This is a genomic window from Pseudomonas sp. W4I3 (assembly GCF_030816195.1).
Classification (GTDB): Bacteria; Pseudomonadota; Gammaproteobacteria; order Pseudomonadales; family Pseudomonadaceae; genus Aquipseudomonas.
Genome location: NZ_JAUSXS010000001.1, coordinates 2,961,139 through 2,980,265 on the forward strand (window position 1 = coordinate 2,961,139; position 19,127 = coordinate 2,980,265).

Here is a 19,127-nt window from a genome sequence, read left to right on the forward strand (position 1 = left end):
TGTTGTATAGGGTTTGGCTTTACGTGCGACGGTAAAAATCCTTGCACGTAACTTCATGTTTATTTGGAACCGTACTGTTTTCAGCTGCCACCAAAAGCTAGCTGAACTGATGGCTTACTTGCCTGGTTGAGCAGTCGTTACGTCCAAGACATGAGGTGTCGAAATGATGAATTCTTACTCAAACCAATCGCTTTATTCGCTTCCACCCGCACAGAACTTCGGATATTCGTCAGCCGATTGTGGGCGCAATTCTATGGTGAACACGCCGAGCAATATGGCCAGCAATTATTCCGATTCGAACGTTGCAGATATCATGCTAAGGAACTTCGAATATTTCAGGTCGCCTGGAAGTTCTTTCATTTCGCGAGACTCGCTTGCACAGGTGGCCAACCGTCCACTGGGAAACGGCGGTTACGATGATCAGATGACGCTGCTTGCCAGGGATATTTTGGGCCGACCTGGCCTCGCAAGCCTCCTTGATGGCGTTCAGAACGGCGGTCAGGAAGATGGGTTGATCAACCGAGAGGATGTACAGGCCGCCATCAGCCATATGAACCGGCAAGCTGTGCCCAACTATCAATCGCGGTCGGGGAACCAGTTTGCAGCGGGTTATAACGACGCGATGCAACAGCCAGGCGCTGGTTTTGGAGGGCGTTACAACGGCGCAATGCAACAGCCAGAAAACCAATTTTCTGGCCGCTACAATGGCGCGATGCAGCAGCAGAGAGTCAACCAGCAGTTTGATCCCCTCTATAACCCACAGCCCTCGTCCGGTGGGCCGCGGGGCATGGAAGGCTGGGACGCGTGTGGACCTCAACCGCGAGCTTTCGCGTCGCAGCAGACTTCCTATGCGGGGGGCCCTGGCAATCAGCAATGGAGTCCCGTGATGGAGGGAGGTCGACCGTATGCCAATGACAGCAACGAATCACTGTCGGCCAAAGTGCTCTCCCATTACAGCAACCTGCAAGACCCCTCGCTCGGCAAGATTACTGACGCATCGCTGAGCGCTGCGGCTTCTGGGTATACCCTGGATGGTCGGCCCGTCAGTCCAGCGGACGCCGCGCTTGCGCAGGAACTGCTGGAACGGGGTCAACTGTTCAAGAAACTTGATCAGGGTCGCAGTGGCTCGCTCGACGGCAGTATCTCTCGGCAGGATCTGGCGGATGCAGCGAGTGAGTTTCGCACCATGAGCGACGCCGGACTGCTTAAGGCCGTGAAGGATAACTTCAGGCAGTTCACCGCTGGCGCCAATGACAATTATGTCAATGTCAACGAGCTGAAAGAGGCAGCGGGTCTTATCCCGTCCAACCGGACGTTCAGTGCGCAAGCGCGTGAAGTGGCCCTGGAGTTGCTCAATCGTCCGGGTTTGTTGCGCGGACTGGATATCGGCGTTCGGGAGGGCGGCAAACCAGGCGCTGAAGACCAACGCTTCGATATGGTTAACATCGACCATATGATCAGCAAAGAATCGTCCAACGAACGAGCCAGTCCTTACGCGAGCGCATCTGCCGCAAATTGCTCCGTGTCTGCGGGTGGGTAATATCAACTGATCGCCAACGGCTGCTTCCGGTTACTCAGCTAGCAGTCGTCGGTGCCCGAAGCTTGTACGGTGGATCGTCACTCAGGCGTATCATTCGCGGCTGAGCGCCAATAGACTCAAGGCATTGACGACCACCTGCAGCCAGGGCCTCGAACCATATGCAAGTCATCCAACAACGGCCGTTGTGGCAGATCTACCTGTTCTTTCTGGCACCAATGGTGCTGTCCAATTTTCTGCAAAGCTTTTCCGGCACGCTCAACGGTATCTATGTCGGGCAGATGCTGGGTACCCACGCGCTGGCGGCGGTATCGGGCATGTTCCCCATTGTGTTTTTCTTCATTGCGTTGGTGATTGGCCTGGGCGCTGGCGCCTCGGTGTTGATTGGCCAGGCCTGGGGCGCCCGAGAGACGGAGATGGTCAAGGCGATCACCGGTGCCACGCTGACCCTCGGCGCGCTGGTAGGCCTGGTCGCCGCCATACTCGGCAGCCTGTTTGCGCGCCCCGCGTTACGGGCATTGGGAACCCCCGTTGATGTGCTTGACGACGCGGTGGGCTACGCCCAGGTGATGATGCTGATCATGCCGCTGTTGCTGGTATTCATTCTGTACACCCAAGTGCTGCGCAGTGTCAGCGATACCGTTTCGCCGTTACTGGCCTTGATGGTTTCGACCTCCGTGGGCTTGTTGCTGACGCCTGCGTTGATTGGCGGCTGGGTTGGCCTGCCGCCCATGGGCATCCAGAGTGCGGCGTACGCGGGGCTTGCGGGCAATGCCTTGGCGATGCTGTTTTTGATCCTGCGCCTGCGCCACAAAAACCATGTAATGGCGCCGGATCGCGCCATGCTCGCCGCCTTGCGCCTGGATCGGGTAATCCTGGGCAAGGTCCTGCGCATCGGTCTGCCGACGGGTCTGCAGATGGTGGTGCTGTCGCTGTCGGAGCTGGTCATCCTGGCGCTCGTCAACGGCCACGGCTCCCAGGCCACGGCGGCGTACGGCGCGGTGACCCAAATCGTCAACTACGTGCAGTTTCCGGCGCTGTCGATTGCCATCACCGCCTCGATCCTCGGGGCCCAGGCAATTGGCGCCGGGCGCCTGGAGCGCATCGGGCCGATCCTGCGCACCGGGCTGTTGATCAACACCGTTCTCACCGGCGGCCTGATCGTGCTCGGCTATGGGCTGTCGCACTGGCTGCTGGGGCTGTTCATCACTGACCCTACCGCGCGGGTCAACGCTGAGCACCTGTTGCACATCATGCTGTGGAGCATTCTGGTGTTTGGCTTCCAGGCCGTGATCGGCGGGATCATGCGCGCCAGCGGTGTGGTGTTGATGCCGGTCGCCATCTCGATTTTCTGCGTGCTGTGCGTGGAGTTGCCAGTGGCCTACCTGTTCAATGCGCACTTTGGTCTCGAAGGGGTGTGGATGGCGTTTCCGGTGACTTACCTGGCGATGCTGGTACTGCAGACGGCCTACTACCGGTTGGTATGGCGGCACAAGCAGATCAAGCGGCTGGTGTGATAAAAGGTTGCCCGTCTAAGGAAAGAAGGCGCTTTATCCATGGCAAACCCCTACGCCGAGTTGTTCCAGGTGCCTGGCGCTCGCGCTTTTGTGCTGGCTGGCATGCTGGCACGCATGCCCATATCCATGACCGGGATTGGCCTGATTACCATGCTCTCGCAGGTGCATGGCGGTTATGGGTTGGCGGGCTCGGTAGCGGCGGTGTTCGCACTGGCCACTGCGTTTTGTGCACCGCAGGTGTCGCGCCTGGTGGACCGCTACAGCCAGGGCAAGGTGCTGCCCATCGCCGCGCTGATCGGTGGCGGCGCGTTGTTGATGGTGCTGCTGTGCACGCGTCTGCAAGCGCCAGGCTGGACGCTGTTCCTGTTTGCCGCACTGGCCGGTTGCATGCCCAATATGTCGGCGATGGTGCGGGCGCGTTGGACCGAGTTGTACCGCGGCCAACCCAAGCTGCAAACCGCGTTTGCCCTGGAGTCGGTGCTCGATGAGGTGTGTTTCATCGTCGGCCCGCCCGTTTCGGTCGGCCTCAGCGTGGTGCTTTTCCCTGAGGCGGGCCCCTTGGTGGCGGCGGTGTTGCTGGCGGTCGGCGTGACCACGTTCGTGCTGCAACGCGCCACTGAACCGCCGGTGCATGCCCGTCACGATCATCACGAGCGCTGGTTGATCGCCTCGCCTGCGGTGCAGATCCTGATGACCCTGCTGCTGGCCATGGGCGTGATTGTCGGTGTGGTGGACGTGGTCAGCGTCGCGTTCGCGCAATATGCGGGCCACCCGACGGCCGCGAGTATCGTGCTGTCGGTCTACGCCATTGGGTCCTGCCTGGCGGGCTTGGCCTTCGGCATGCTCAAGCTCAAGGCGCCGTTACCCCGGCAGTTTCTGTTCTGCGGCGTGGCCACCGCAGTGACGACCTTGCCGTTGCTGCTGGTGACCAATATTCCGGGGCTGGCCGTGGCGATCTTTATCTCTGGACTGTTCTTTGCCCCGACCCTGATCGTGTCCATGGCGTTGGTGGAGCAGGTGGTCCCACCAAGCCGCCTCACTGAAGGCATGACCTGGCTGATCACCGGCCTGAGCATTGGCGTGGCCATCGGCGCCGCCAGCTCCGGCTGGATGATTGACCACTTTGGCGCCACCAGCGGGTTCTGGGTGGCGCTGGCGGCGGGGGTGGTTGTACTGAGTTCGGCCGTGCTGGGGTACCGGCGGTTGGGCTAGTCAGCCAATCGCTGCGCAAGGCTCTGGGAAGTGATGCTGTAGAAACTCATCCAGCGCCTGACGTGTCAGGTCGTTCAGCGTGACTTTCTTACGCGTCGCCGCCAACGCTGCGGCCAGATGCAGGTCGTGGCCGACGCGTACGTTAAACGAGCCCTTGCAGGGCTTTTCAGGAATCTGCCCGAGCGACTGGCAGGTGGAGAGGTAATCGTCCACCGCCTCCTGGAAGGCTGCGTCCAACTCCGCGACGGTCTTGCCTTCGTAGCTCACCAGGGCCTTGATGAACAGGATTTTGCCGAACAGGCAGTTGTCTTCCAGGCTGGCTTCGATGGAGCCGATGTAGCCTTTGTGTTTCAGTTGGTTGTTCACTGAATCAGTTCTCCTGATTTCAATTGTTCGATGACTTGGCGCCGAATGTAGTGTTTCAACTCATTGCCGGGGTGAGGCTTGTGCAAGGTGATCATTGCACTTGGATCGCCGATATCGAATTTGACCCGGCTTCCAGCCCCTTCAATCTGTGTGTAACCCAGTCGACGCAACAGCGTTACGAGCTCGGACCAGGTGAATGCCATGTGCTCATTGAGCAGTTTGGCGAGCAGCTTTTCATTTTTGGACACGGCGTTCCCTGCGTGTAACTAAATGTAGTTGCAAAAAGTGGTATGCGTCAATGCTAGCTCGGCTTGCCCTGGCTTTCTCGATATTGATGTAACCCCTGATGACACCTCGCTTGCAGCCCCCCATTCCTCGCTAATTTTTCCCTTCGCGGTTCGTTTTATAGGGACGACGTGCCTTTGTGCTTCCTGCCTATTGCTCCGGACTCCAACACATGAATGCTGAAGACTCCTTGAAACTTGCTCGCCGGTTTATCGGGTTGCCCCTGGAAAAGCGCCAATTGTTCCTGCAGGCCTTGCAGAAAGAAGGCGTGGATTTTTCCCGGTTTCCGATTCCGGCGGGGGTGGAGGTTGAGGATCGCCAGGCGCTGTCCTACGCGCAGCAGCGCATGTGGTTTCTCTGGCAGTTGGATCCGGCCAGCGGCGCCTACAACCTGCCCGGCGCGGTGCGCTTGAAAGGCGCGCTCAGCCTCGACGCTCTGGAACGAGCGTTCGCCAGCCTGGTGGCGCGCCATGAAACCCTGCGCACGGTGTTTCAGCGTCAGGCGCACGAGCGTTTGGCGCAGGTTGCAATCGAGCCGTCGCTGGCCGTCGAGCATTTGGATTTGAGCAGCCTGTCGCCCATCGACCGTGAGCAGGCAGTCAACGCGGCGGCGACGCGTCAATCGCTATTGCCCTTCGACCTGGAACAGGGCCCGCTGCTGCGCGTGCAACTGCTCAAGCTCGACGAACAGGAGCACGTGCTGCTGCTGACCCTGCACCACATCGTCTCCGACGGTTGGTCGATGAATGTGCTGATCGATGAGTTCATCCGCTTCTATGACGCCCACGAGCGCAACGAGGCGCCGCAATTGCCTGCGCTGGCGATCCAGTACAGCGACTACGCGCTGTGGCAGCGCCGTTGGCTGGAAGCTGGCGAGCAGGCGCGCCAGTTGGCCTATTGGCAGGCGCGGCCTGGGCGATGAGCATCCGGTGTTGGAGCTGCCGACCGACCGTCCACGACCGGCGATGCCGAGTTATCGGGGCACACGCCATACCTTCGACATCGACCCGGCACTGGCCACCCAACTGCGCCTGTGTGCGCAAAAGCACAACGTCACGTTATTCATGTTGCTGCTCGGCGCCTTCAACGTGCTGCTGCATCGCTACACGGGGCAGGGCGATATCCGCGTCGGCGTGCCCATCGCCAACCGCAACCGCACTGAAGTCGAAGGCTTGATCGGTTTCTTCGTCAACACCCAGGTACTGCGCACCGAGCTGACCGGCCAGACGCGCATCAGCGAACTGCTGCAAGGCATCAAGGAGCACGCCCTGGGCGCCCAGGCTCATCAGGAGTTGCCTTTCGAACGCTTGGTGGAAGCCTTGAAAGTCGAGCGCAGTTTGAGCCATACGCCGCTGTTCCAGGTGATGTACAACCATCAACCGGTGGTGGCGGACATCGCCTCTGTCAGCACCGCCTCCGGCCTGGAACTGGCCTTGGTGGAATGGCAAGGCCGTACTACCCAGTTCGACCTGACCCTCGACACCTATGAAAAGTCCGGCACCCTGCATGCCGCGCTGACCTACGCCAACGACCTGTTCGACGCGCCCTCCATCCAGCGCATGGCGCGCCATTGGGTGCGCTTGTTGCAGGCCATGGTGGCCGACGGCGAACAGCGCATCGGCGAGTTGCCGATGCTGAGTGCGGACGAGCAACAGGTGCTGGTCAAGGCTTGGAACCACACAGCCGAGCCATACCCGACCGAACGCGCCATCCACCACTTGATCGAAGACCAGGCGCGCCGCACGCCTGACGCACCCGCGCTGGTCTTCGGTGAGCTGACCCTCACCTATGCCCAGCTTGAGGCACGCACCAACCGGCTGGCCCATGCGTTGCGTGAGCAAGGCGTCGGCCCGGACGTGCTGGTGGGTATCTGTGTCGAGCGTTCCGTCGAGATGGTCGTGGGCCTGCTGGCCATTCTCAAGGCGGGCGGTGCCTACGTCCCGCTGGACCCGGAATACCCCGAAGAACGCCTGGCGTACATGATCGAGGACAGCGGCATCACGCTGCTGCTCAGCCAGCAAAGCCTGATGGCGCAACTGCCCACCGCAGGGATCCAGGTGATCGCCCTGGATCAGCCGGCGAGTGGGCTCGACGACTACAGCACCGCGGCCCCCAACGTCTTCCTCCATGGGCTGAACCTGGCCTACGTGATCTACACCTCCGGCTCCACCGGCAAACCCAAGGGCGCCGGAAACAGCCACCGTGCGCTGGTCAATCGCCTGTGCTGGATGCAACAGGCCTACGCACTTGATGCCGGCGACGCGGTGCTGCAGAAAACCCCGTTCAGCTTCGACGTTTCGGTGTGGGAGTTTTTCTGGCCGCTGATCGCCGGCGCACGCCTGGTGGTCGCCGCGCCTGGCGAACACCGTGAACCGGCACGCCTGATCGCGACCATCAACCGGCACGCCATCACCACCGTGCACTTCGTGCCGTCGATGTTGCAGGCGTTTATCCATGAGCCCGGTGTAGAAGCCTGCGCCAGCCTCAAGCGGACTGTCTGCAGTGGCGAAGCCTTGCCGTTGGACGCGCAACATCAGGTGTTCGCCAAGCTGGCGAATACGGCCCTGTACAACCTCTACGGCCCGACCGAAGCCGCGATCGACGTGACCCACTGGACCTGCATCGACGAAGGCGCCGACAGCGTGCCCATCGGCCGTCCGATCGCCAACCTCGCCACCTACGTGCTCGATGCCCAACTCAACCCGGTTGCCGCGGGTATCTCGGGCGAGCTGTACCTGGGCGGCACCGGCCTGGCACGCAGCTACCATCGGCGCCCGGCGCTGACGGCCGAGCGTTTTGTGCCAAGCCCCTTTGTGGCCGGCGAGCGCCTGTATCGCACCGGCGACCGCGTGCGTCAGCGCGCCGACGGCGTGATCGAATACCTCGGGCGCCTCGACCATCAGGTCAAGTTGCGTGGCTTGCGCATCGAATTGGGCGAGATCGAAACGCGCCTGATGCAGCATCCGGCAGTGCGCGAAGCCGTAGTGCTGGTACACGGCGGCAAGCAATTGGTGGCTTACCTGGTGCTTGAAAACGATGCGACGACCGACCTCAAGGCATGGCTGCTCGGCAGCCTGCCGGAGTACATGGTGCCCACCCACTTCATCACGCTTGCCAAGCTGCCGGTGACCGCCAACGGCAAACTCGACCGCAAGGCGCTGCCATTGCCGGACGCCGCACCGCAGCAGGCTTTTGCCGCCCCGGAAAACACCCTGCAAAAAGCCTTGGCCGCGATCTGGTGCGACGTCTTGGGTATCGAGGCCGTCGGCCTGGACGATAACTTCTTCGAGCTGGGCGGCGATTCGATCATCTCCATCCAGGTGGTCAGCCGCGCCCGCCAGGCCGGGATCCGCCTGAGCCCGCGCGACCTGTTCCAGTACCAGAGTGTGCGCAGCCTCGCGCTGGTGGCGGGCTTCGACGCGCTGAGCGTGGTCGATCAAGGGCCGGTCAACGGTGAAGTCATCCTGACCCCGGTGCAGCAAGGGTTTTTCGCCCAGGCCATCCCGGCGCGCCAGCATTGGAACCAGTCATTGCTGCTGACCCCGCGTGAAGCACTGGAGCCTGCCCGGCTCGACGCGGCGCTGATGCAGTTGATCCAGCATCACGATGCCCTGCGCCTGCGCTTCGTGGCGCAGGCCGAGGGGTGGCAACAGCACCACGCCGCGCCGGTCGACGCCTCGGTGCTGTGGCAGACCCGTGCCAACACCGACGCCGAATTGGCCGCGCTGTGCGATGAGGCCCAGCGCAGCCTCGACCTGGCGCAAGGCCCGCTGCTGCGCGCCGCCCTGGTCGACATGGTCGACGGCACCCAGCGTTTGCTGCTGGTGGTCCACCACTTGGTGGTCGATGGCGTGTCCTGGCGCATCCTGCTGGAGGACCTGCAGCAGGCGTATCGGGGGCAGACGCTGCCGGCCAAGACCAGCGCCTATCAGCACTGGGCTCAACAACTGCAAGATCACGCGCAGGCCCTCGACCACCAACTGGCGTACTGGCAGGCGCAATCGGTCGATGCCGAGTTGCCGTGTGATCACCCTGAAGGCGGCCAGCAAAACCGCTTGGGCGCCAAGCTTGAAACACGCCTTGATGCCGAACACACGCGCCAACTGCTGCAAGCGGCGCCGGCGGCCTATCGCACCCAGGTCAACGACCTGCTGCTCACCGCCCTGGCACGCGTGATCAGCCGTTGGAGCGGGCAGCCCGCCGCGCTGATCCAGCTGGAAGGGCATGGCCGCGAAGACCTGTTCGATGGCGTCGACCTGACCCGCACCGTCGGTTGGTTCACCAGCCTGTTTCCGGTACGCCTGCAAGCCGACGGCGAACTGTCCGACGCGATCAAGGCAGTCAAGGAGCAACTGCGCGCCGTGCCCGACAAGGGTCTGGGCTATGGCGTGCTGCGCTATCTCGGCGCGCCTGAAGCCCGCGAATCCCTGGCCGGCCTGGCCGCGCCGCGCATTACGTTCAACTACCTGGGCCAGTTCGACCGTCAGTTCGATGAGTCCGCGCTGTTCGTGCCGGCCGCCGAGGGCAGCGGCCAGGCCCAGGACCCCGAGGCGCCGCTGGCCAATTGGCTGACGGTGGAAGGGCAGGTGTATGGCGGTGAGTTGGCGTTGCAGTGGGGCTTCAGTCGCGAGATGTTCGAGGCTTCGACCATCCAGCGCCTGGCCGATGAATACGCTGTTGAACTGAAGGCCCTGATCGAGCATTGCTGTGCCACGCCGGCCGGGCAGGTCACGCCATCGGACTTCCCCCTGGCCCGTCTCAGCCAGGCGCAACTCGATGGATTGCCGCTGGCCGGGCCGGCCATCGCCGACCTTTACCCGCTGTCGCCGATGCAGCAGGGCATGCTGTTCCACACCCTGCTGGAGCCCGAAGCCCAGGCGTATATCAACCAGTTGCGCCTGGACATCGACGGCCTCGACCTGCTCGCATTCGGGCGCGCCTGGCAAGCCGCGCTGGACCGTCACGACATCCTGCGCAGCAGCTTTCATTGGCTGGGCCTGGACAGCGCGCATCAAGTGATCCAGCGTCAGGTCGACCTGCAATTGCACGTGATCGAAGACCCGAGTGCCGATCTCGAGGCCCTGGCTTGCAGCGAGCGTGAACGCGGCTTCGAACTCAATGCCGCGCCGCTGTTTCGCCTGATGCTGGTACGCGGTGCGGGCGCGGCCTGGCACCTGATCTTCACCAGCCACCACATCCTCATGGATGGCTGGAGCAACGCCCAGTTGCTCGGCGAAGTGCTTGCCCATTACGCCGGCCAGGCGGTGCCTGCGCCGCTCGGGCAGTTCCGCGATTACCTGGGCTGGCTGCAACGACAAGGCAACGGCGAGGCCTTCTGGAAAGCCGAGCTGGCGCCCTTGCAAGCACCGACTTTGCTCGCCCAAGCGCTGCGCGCACCGGCCGCTGGAGCTGGTGCCGCTGAACATCAGGTTGTGCTGGGCAGTGACTTCAGCCACCGCCTCGGTGAGTTCGCCCGCCAGCACAAGGTCACCCTCAACACCCTGATGCAAGGCGCCTGGAGCCTGCTGCTGCAACGCTACACCGGCCAGACGTGCGTGGCCTTCGGCGCCACCGTGGCCGGACGTTCCGCGCCATTGCCGGGGATCGAGCAACAGTTGGGCCTGTTCATCAACACGCTGCCGATCATCAGCGCCGCCTCGCCGGCACAATCGGCCGTCAGTTGGCTCAGCGAGTTGCAAGCGTTGAACCTCAGCCTGCGTGATCACGAGCACGTGCCGCTCTATAACATCCAGAGCTGGGCTGGCCAGCAAGGCGCTGCGCTGTTCGACACCCTGCTGGTGTTCGAAAACTTCCCGGTGGCCGAAGCCCTCAAACAAGGGGCGCCGGCCGGCCTGACGTTCGGCCGGTTGCACAACCATGAGCGCACCCATTACCCGCTGACCCTGGGCATCGAACTGGGTACCAGCCTGCGCCTGGAGTTTAGCTACGACCGCGCGTATTTCAGCGACTCCCAGGTCACCCGCCTGAGCGACAACCTGCAGCATCTGCTTGAACAATTGCTTGCCGACGCGCAAAGCCCCCTGGGCAACCTGCGCCTGCTCGACGCCACCGCACAGCGCAATGTGCTTGCCCTCAGCCAGTTGCCGATGGCGACTGCGCGTCAAGAGCACGCCCACCAGCGCATCGCTGCCCAGGCACAGGCCACGCCGGACGCACTGGCGGTGCAGGCCGGCAGCGAACGCTTGAGCTATGCCCAGCTCAACGCACGCGCCAACCGTCTGGCTCATCGTCTGCTGGAACTGGGCGTCGGCCCCGGGCAGCGCGTGGGTCTGGCGTCCCGTCGTGGCCCGCAACTGATCGTCAGCCTGCTGGCGGTACTCAAAAGCGGCGCGGCCTACGTGCCGCTGGACCCGAAATACCCGGCCGAGCGCCTGGCCTATATGCTCGCGGACAGCCGGCTGGACCTTTTGCTCAGCGAAACCGGCTTGCTCACCGAGTTGCCGTTGCCGGCGGGGCTGAGCCGTGTCGACTTCAGCGCCGCCGGTGACGAATTGGCCGGTTACCCCGCGACCAATCCGCCGAACCATGCGGCAGCGGCGGACCTGGCCTATGTGATCTACACCTCCGGCTCCACCGGCCAGCCCAAAGGTGTGGCCATCGACCATGCCGCCCTCGGCCAATTCTGCGACAGCGCCGTGGTGTACAGCCAACTCAGCGCCCAGGACCGTGTGCTGCAATTTGCCACCTTCAGCTTCGACGGCTTTGTCGAGCAGTGCTACCCGCCGCTGTGCGTGGGCGCGGCGCTGATCATGCGCGGCGATGAGCTGTGGGACGCCGGGCAACTGGCGCGCGAGATCGTTGAGCAGGGTGTGACCCTGGCCGACTTGCCCGCCGCTTACTGGTACCTGCTGGCCAAGGAGTGCGCCGTGGACCGCCGCGCCCTGGGCATGTTGCGCCAAGTGCACGTGGGCGGCGAGGCGATGTCGGTGGAAGGCCTGCGCGCCTGGCATGCGGCCGGGCTGGGCGGTGTGCGGCTGGTCAATACATACGGGCCGACCGAGGCGACCGTGGTCTCCAGCGTGCACGATTGCCAACGGGTTGATGCCAACGATGCGTTCGGCGTGCCGATTGGGCGTGCCATTGCCGGGCGCTCGCTCTACGTGCTCGACAGCGCTTTCGAACTGCTGGCCAACGAGGGCGTGGGCGAGTTGTGCATTGGCGCGCAGGCCGGTCTGGCTCAAAGCTATTTCGACCGCCCGGCGCTCACCGCCGAGCGCTTTCTGCCCGACCCGTTTTCCGCGGTACCCGGTGCGCGGCTCTATCGCAGCGGCGACCTGGCTCGTTACAACGAGGCAGGCGCGCTGGAATACGTCGGGCGTATCGACCATCAGGTGAAGATTCGCGGCTTGCGCATCGAAATGGGCGAAATCGAGGCCAGCCTGCAAGCCTTACCGTCGGTGCGCGAAGCCGCAGTGCTGGCTGTGCCGGGCGCCACCGGCACGCAATTGGTCGCGTACGTGGTCCCCGCCGAGGGCCACACGCTGGAAACCCAAGCCCTGGCGGCCCGGTTGCGCCAGTCGCTGCCGGATTACATGGTGCCTGGGCAGTGGGTGGTGCTCGATGCGTTGCCACTGAACAACAGCGGCAAGCTCGACCGCCGCGCGCTGCCGGCGCCAGACTTGAACCTGCGCGCCCAAGCCTACGTGGCGCCCCATAGCCCGCTGCAGATCCAGCTGGCGGCGATCTGGCAAGCGGTGTTGCAGGTCGAGCAGGTCGGCCTGGACGATCACTTTTTCGAACGCGGGGGTCACTCGTTGCTGGCCACCCAGGTCATTTCCCGCGTGCGGCATGCGCTCAACCTGGAGGTGCCGTTGCGCAGCCTGTTCGAGCAGCCGACCTTGCGCGGGTTCGCCGATGCTTGCGCCCCATTGCAGGTGAACACGGCGCAGCCGCTGCTAGCGATCGAGCGCGACCAGCCACTGGCGTTGTCCTTCGCCCAGGAGCGCCAATGGTTCCTCTGGCAACTGGACCCGACCAGCGCGGCCTATCACGTGCCGACCGCCCTGCACCTGCGCGGTCAGCTCGACATCGCCGCCCTGGAACAGGCGTTCCAGGCTTTGGTGCAGCGTCACGAGCCGCTGCGCACCACCTTTGTGGAGCACGGCGAGCAGACCCTGCAAGTCATCCATCCAGGCCTGGCGCTGACCATCGAGCGCCAGCCCGTCGATGCGTCGGCTATCGAACAGGCGGTGGCCGAGGAAATCCAGCGCCCATTCGACCTGCGCAGTGGCCCGCTGATGCGGGTCAAATTGCTCGACGTTGCGCCGCAGCATCACGTGCTGGTGATCACCCAGCACCACATCATCTCCGACGGTTGGTCGATGCAGGTGATGGTCGATGAGCTGGTGGCGCTGTACCAGGGCGAAAGCGCGTTGCCAGCGCTGCCGATCCAGTACGCCGACTATGCCCAGTGGCAGCGCGACTGGATGGCGGCCGGGGAAACACAGCGCCAGCTCGATTACTGGTGCGCGCGTCTGGGCACTGAGCACCCGGTGCTGGAGCTGCCACTGGACCACCCACGCCCAGCGGTGCAAAGCCATCGGGGCGCGCGTCGGCAGATCCATCTGGACAGCGCGCTGGTGGCCGAACTCAAGGCATTGGCCCAGCGTCAGGACGTGACCCTGTTCATGCTCCTGCTGGCCTCGTTCCAGACCTTGCTGCATCGCTACAGCGGCCAGGCCGAGATCCGTGTCGGCGTGCCGATTGCCAACCGCACCCGCCTGGAAACCGAGCGGCTGGTGGGCTTCTTCGTCAACACCCAGGTGCTGCAGGCGCAGCTGCACGGGCAAATGCCGTTTGCGCAGTTACTCGCCCAGGTCAAGCACCGCGCCCTGGAGGCCCAGGCGCATCAGGACCTGCCGTTCGAGCACCTGGTGCAAGTGCTGCAGCCCGAGCGCAGCCTGAGCCACAACCCGCTGTTCCAAGTGATGTTCAACCACCAGGACAACCTGCGCGCCGGCCCTGTTAACTTGCCGGGCCTGGCGTTGCAGGGGTTGGACTGGGCCGGCAACACCACTCAGTTCGACCTGAGCCTGGAAACCGAAGAATCCGCCGACGGCCTTTGGGCGTCACTGACCTACGCCACTGACCTGTTCGAAGCGGCGACCCTGGAGCGTCTGGCCGGGCATTGGCATAACCTGCTGCGCGCGGTGGTGCGCGATGCCTCGCAGCCGCTCGATGAACTGTCGATGCTCAGCGCGCCGCAATGGCAGCAGATGGTGCACGACTGGAACCACACGCCATTCGACTATCCACGCGAGCGCTGCGTACACCAGCTGTTCGAAGCGCAAGCCCTGACCCAGCCGCAGGCCGTCGCACTGCGTTTCAATGGCAACAGCCTGAGCTACGCCGAGCTCAATCGCCGGGCCAATCGCCTGGCGCACCGCTTGATCGCGGCGGGCGTGGGGCCCGATGTGCTGGTGGCGGTGCACGTGGAGCGTTCGCTGGACATGGTGGTCAGCCTGCTGGCAACCCTCAAGGCCGGTGCCGCCTACGTGCCGCTCGATCCGCAATTCCCGGCGGAGCGCCTGGCGTTCATGCTGCAAGACAGCGGCGCCCGGGTGCTGCTGACCCAGGCGCGGTTGGACGGCCGCCTGGCACAGCCCGAAGGCCTGCACGTGCTGCTGGTGGAAGATCAGCAAGGTCAAGAGCACAACCCGCAGGCCGCGGTCACGCCAGAGCATCTGGCCTACGTGATCTACACCTCTGGCTCCACCGGCAAGCCCAAGGGCGTGATGGTGCGGCACCAGGCGTTGTGCAGTTTCACCTGCGCCAAGGCCGACACCTTGTCCATCGACGCCGATGCACGCCTGTTGTCGTTGACCACCTTCTCGTTCGATATCTTCGCCCTTGAGCTCTACGTGCCGCTGAGTGTCGGCGCGACGGTGCTGTTGAGCGAGCAGGCCATGGCGCTGGACCCGGAAGCCATTATCGACCTGGCCCACAACCAGGCGGCCAGCGTGCTGCAGGCCACACCGTCGACCTGGCGCATGCTACTCGACAGCCCGCGCGCGCACCTGTTGCGCGGTATCCAGTGCCTGTGCGGCGGCGAAGCGCTGCCGGCAGACCTTGCCCAGCGCCTGCTCGATCTGCAAGGCCCGGTGTGGAACCTCTACGGGCCGACGGAAACCACCATCTGGTCGGCGGCTCATCGACTGCACGAGGCGCAGCCTCTGGTCGGGCGGCCCATCGCCAACACCTCGCTGTTCATCCTCAGTGCCGGGCTCACCCCCTGCCCACAAGGCGCGACCGGTGAGCTGCTGATCGGCGGGGTCGGCCTGGCGCGGGGTTATCACGCCCGTCCGGCGCTCACCGCCGAGCGGTTTGTGCCGGACCCGTTTGGCGCACCCGGCGCACGCCTGTACCGCACCGGCGACCTGGCGCGTTACCGCGCAGGTGGTGTGGTCGAGTACCTCGGCCGGGTCGATCATCAGGTCAAGGTGCGCGGTTTCCGCATCGAACTGGGTGAAATCGAAGCCTGCCTGCGCGAATATCCGGGCGTGCGCGAAGCCGTGGTGCTGGCCGATAACGACCGTTTGATCGCCTACCTGGTGACCTCCGAGCCGGCGCAGCAACAGGCCTACAAAACCGCACTGCGCGAGCGCCTGCCGGACTACATGGTGCCGGCGCACCTGCTGTTCCTCGACAGTCTGCCGCTGACCCCCAACGGCAAGCTCGACCGCAAGGCCTTGCCCACACTGGACGCGAGCCAGTTGCACATAAGCCATCGGGTGCCCGTCACCCCGCGCGAACAACAGGTCGCGGCGATCTGGGCCGAGGTGCTGGAGCTGCCGCAGGTCGGTCTCGACGATCACTTTTTCGAGCTGGGCGGGCACTCCCTGCTGGCCACGCGGGTGGTGTCTCGGGTGCGCCAGGCATTGGCCCTGGAAGTCGCGCTCAAGAGCCTGTTCGAGCAGCCGCTGCTGGGGGATTTTGTGCGCGCACTGGGCGAGGAGGGCGTCTCCGCGCCTGCGCTGCTCAAGGCCGACCGCACGCAACCGTTGCCGCTGTCCTACGCCCAGGAGCGTCAATGGATCCTGTGGCAGCTGGACCCGCACAGCACCGCGTACCACATTCCCAGTGCCTTGCGTCTGCACGGCCCGTTGGACCCGGCCGCGCTGCAACGCAGTTTCGACACCTTGCTGGCGCGCCACGAAAGCCTGCGCACCCATGTGCGCCAGGAAGCCGCCGGCGCGGTGCAGGTCATCGAAGCGCTGGGCCTGATCGAGATCGACCAGGGCGCCTGCGACTACGCAGATCTGAAGGCCAGGGTCGCGGCCGAGGTCGCACGCCCGTTCGATTTACGGCGCGGGCCGCTGCTGCGGGTCAAGCTGTTGCGCCTGGCGCAGGACGACCATGTGCTGGTGCTGGTGCAGCACCACATCGTCTCCGATGGCTGGTCGATGCAATTGATGGTCGAGGAACTGGTGAAGCTGTATGCCGCGTTCAGCCAGGGGCACACGCCGAACCTGCCGGCGTTGCCGATCCAGTACGCTGACTACGCGGTGTGGCAACGCCACTGGATGCAGGCCGGCGAACAGGCGCGTCAACTGACTTACTGGCGTGAGCAGCTGGGCGGCGAACAGCCGGTGCTGGCGCTGCCGTTTGACTACCCGCGCCCGGCGCTGCCAAGCCATCGCGGCGCACGCCTGGGCATCGAGCTGGCGCCGGGGTTGCTGGAAGGCTTGCGAGCCTTGGCGCGCAACGCTGGCGTCACGCTGCCGATGGTGCTGCTGGCGTCCTATCAGGCGCTGTTGCATCGCTACAGTGGCCAGGAAGACGTGCGCGTCGGCGTACCGGTTGCCAACCGTAACCGCCTGGAAACCGAGGGTTTGATTGGTTTCTTCGTCAACACCCAAGTGCTCAAGGCCGACCTGCACGGGCAGATGAGCGTCGATCAACTGCTGCGCCAGGTACGCCAGCGTTCCCTGGAGGCCCAGGCGCATCAGGACCTGCCGTTCGAGCAACTGGTGCAAGCCCTGCAACCGGAGCGCAGCCTGAGCCTGACCCCGTTGTTCCAGGTATTGTTCAACCATCGCGTAACGTCCGCCGAAAGCCGTCTGCAGCAGCTGACCGACCTGCACGTCGAAGTGCTGAGCTGGGATGAAGGCGTGGCCCAGTTCGACCTGGCGCTGGATGTGGAGGAAAGCCCGACGGCGCTGCATGCCTCCCTGAGCTATGCCACCGACCTGTTCGCGCCGGCCACCATCGCGCGCATGGCGGCGCATTGGCAGAACCTGTTGCAGGCGATGGTTGCCGATCAGCAGCAACCCATCGGTCAATTGCGCTTACTGGATCAACACGAGCAGCAGCACATCCTGCAGCTGTGGAACTGCACGGATTCCGGCTACTTGGCCCAGCGCCTGGTGCATGAATTGATCGCTGACCGTGCGCGGGAAACCCCGGAGGCGGTGGCGGTGAAGTTCGCCGACCAACAGCTCACCTACGGCGAGCTGGACCAGCAGGCCAACCGCCTGGCTCACGCGCTGGCCGCCCGTGGCGTCGGCCCGGAAGTGCGCGTGGCCATCGCCATGCCGCGCAGCGCCGAGATCATGGTGGCCTTCCTCGCCGTGCTAAAGGCCGGTGGCGTGTACGTGCCCCTGGACATCGAATACCCGCGTGACCGCCTGCTGTACATGATGCAGGACAGCCGTGCGCAACTGCTGCTCAGCCACACCCAGGCCTTGGCGCAATTGCCGCTTCCTGAGGGGCTGGAAACCCTGGCCATCGACTGCACCGAGCAATGGGCGCACTTGCCCGACAGCGCGCCGAATGTGGCGCTGGACGGCGACAACCTCGCCTACGTGATCTACACCTCCGGCTCCACCGGCATGCCCAAAGGCGTGGCGGTATCCCACGGGCCGTTGGTCGCGCACATCATCGCCACCGGCGAGCGCTATGAAACCAGCCCGGCCGATTGCGAACTGCACTTTATGTCGTTCGCCTTCGACGGCGCCCACGAAGGCTGGATGCACCCGCTGATCAACGGCGCCAGCGTGTTGATCCGTGACGACAGCCTGTGGCTGCCGGAATACACCTACGCGCAGATGCATCGCCATAACGTGACCATGGCAGTGTTCCCGCCGGTGTACCTGCAACAGCTGGCCGAGCACGCCGAGCGCGACGGTAACCCACCGGCGGTGCGCGTGTACTGCTTCGGCGGCGATGCCGTGGCGCAGGCCAGCTATGACCTGGCCTGGCGTGCACTGAAGCCGACCTACCTGTTCAACGGCTACGGCCCCACCGAAACCGTGGTCACGCCGCTGCTGTGGAAGGCACGCCAGGGCGACCCGTGCGGCGCGGTGTACGCACCCATCGGCACTTTGCTCGGCAACCGCAGCGGTTATGTGCTCGACGCCCAACTCAACCTGCAACCCATCGGCGTGGCTGGCGAGCTGTACCTGGGCGGCGAGGGCGTAGCGCGGGGTTACCTGGAACGTCCGGCCCTGACCGCCGAACGTTTTGTGCCGGACCCGTTCGGCAAGCCCGGCAGCCGCGTGTATCGCAGCGGCGACCTGACCCGTGGGCGCCCGGACGGCGTGGTGGACTACCTCGGCCGCGTCGACCATCAGGTGAAAATCCGTGGTTTCCGTATCGAGCTGGGAGAAATCGAAGCGCGCCTGCGCGAGCAGGACAGCGTCGGCGAAACCGTGGTGGTGGCCCAGGACGGCCCGACCGGCAAGCAACTGGTGGCGTATGTGGTCCCGGCCGATGCCACCCTGGCCGACCAGGCCGAGTTCCGCGACACCCTACGCCGCGCCCTGAAAACCGGCCTGCCGGATTACATGGTGCCAGCGCACTTCGTGTTCCTCGCGCAGATGCCGTTGACGCCCAACGGCAAGCTCGACCGCAAAGGCCTGCCATTACCCGATGCCAGCCAGATGCAGCAGCAATACGTGGCGCCGCAAACCGAGCTGGAGCAGCACATCGCCGCGATCTGGGCCGACGTCCTGCACCTGCCGCAAGTGGGCCTGGACGACAACTTCTTCGAAGTCGGCGGGCATTCCCTGCTGGCCATCCAGATCACCTCGCGGATCCAGGCCGAGCTGGGCCTGGACGTCCCGCTGATGGAACTGTTCCAGACCGAATCACTGCGTGCCTACGTGCAGGCCGCAGCCACTTTCCGCGCCGGCAGCGTGGAAGACTTTGATGACCTTCGTGACTTTTTGAGCGAACTAGAGGCGATTTGA

Annotated in this window: 7 protein-coding genes; 5 read left to right on the plus strand and 2 right to left on the minus strand. The window is 64.1% G+C overall.

From position 1 onward, the window contains the following. Positions 1-163: 163 nt before the first annotated feature. From QF045_RS13760 to QF045_RS13770, 3 genes are all read left to right on the plus strand, one after another. Positions 164-1,540 carry a hypothetical protein gene (locus QF045_RS13760; RefSeq protein WP_306492664.1) on the plus strand — a complete coding sequence of 459 codons (1,377 nt, stop codon included), beginning with the start codon at positions 164-166 and terminating at the stop codon, positions 1,538-1,540. 158 nt (positions 1,541-1,698) lie between these two features. Further along, positions 1,699-3,054 (plus strand): MATE family efflux transporter, encoded by a 1,356-nt coding sequence (locus QF045_RS13765; protein ID WP_306492665.1) that lies wholly within the window; start codon positions 1,699-1,701, stop codon positions 3,052-3,054. Between the two features lie 39 nt (positions 3,055-3,093). Further along, positions 3,094-4,266 (plus strand): MFS transporter, encoded by a 1,173-nt coding sequence (locus tag QF045_RS13770; RefSeq protein WP_306492666.1) that lies wholly within the window; start codon positions 3,094-3,096, stop codon positions 4,264-4,266. Here the strand turns inward: QF045_RS13770 and QF045_RS13775 are convergent, their stop codons facing one another. Beyond that, entirely contained in the window at positions 4,267-4,632 is a 366-nt protein-coding gene (locus QF045_RS13775) for a type II toxin-antitoxin system HicB family antitoxin (protein ID WP_306492667.1), read from the minus strand. Beyond that, a complete protein-coding gene (locus tag QF045_RS13780) occupies positions 4,629-4,880 on the minus strand; it encodes a type II toxin-antitoxin system HicA family toxin (RefSeq protein WP_306492668.1) in 252 nt (83 codons plus the stop codon). The genes QF045_RS13775 and QF045_RS13780 overlap by 4 nt, the downstream gene beginning before the upstream one ends. A gap of 209 nt (positions 4,881-5,089) precedes the next feature. Between QF045_RS13780 and QF045_RS13785 the strand changes: the two genes are divergently transcribed. Both QF045_RS13785 and QF045_RS13790 read left to right on the plus strand, forming a co-directional pair. Then, the gene (locus QF045_RS13785; RefSeq protein WP_306492669.1) at positions 5,090-5,839 is read left to right on the plus strand and encodes a condensation domain-containing protein; all 750 of its coding nucleotides are present in this window, start codon (positions 5,090-5,092) and stop codon (positions 5,837-5,839) included. Positions 5,840-5,846: 7 nt separating this feature from the next. Then, complete coding sequence (locus QF045_RS13790; RefSeq protein ID WP_306492670.1) at positions 5,847-19,127, plus strand: non-ribosomal peptide synthase/polyketide synthase; 13,281 nt, start codon at positions 5,847-5,849, stop codon at positions 19,125-19,127.

Coding starts and splice junctions, on each gene's coding strand:
- QF045_RS13770 (WP_306492666.1), top strand. CDS start 3,094: ATGGCAAACCCCTACGCCGAGTTGTTCCAGGTGCCTGGCGCTCGCGCT.
- QF045_RS13785 (WP_306492669.1), top strand. CDS start 5,090: ATGAATGCTGAAGACTCCTTGAAACTTGCTCGCCGGTTTATCGGGTTG.
- QF045_RS13765 (WP_306492665.1), top strand. CDS start 1,699: ATGCAAGTCATCCAACAACGGCCGTTGTGGCAGATCTACCTGTTCTTT.
- QF045_RS13760 (WP_306492664.1), top strand. CDS start 164: ATGATGAATTCTTACTCAAACCAATCGCTTTATTCGCTTCCACCCGCA.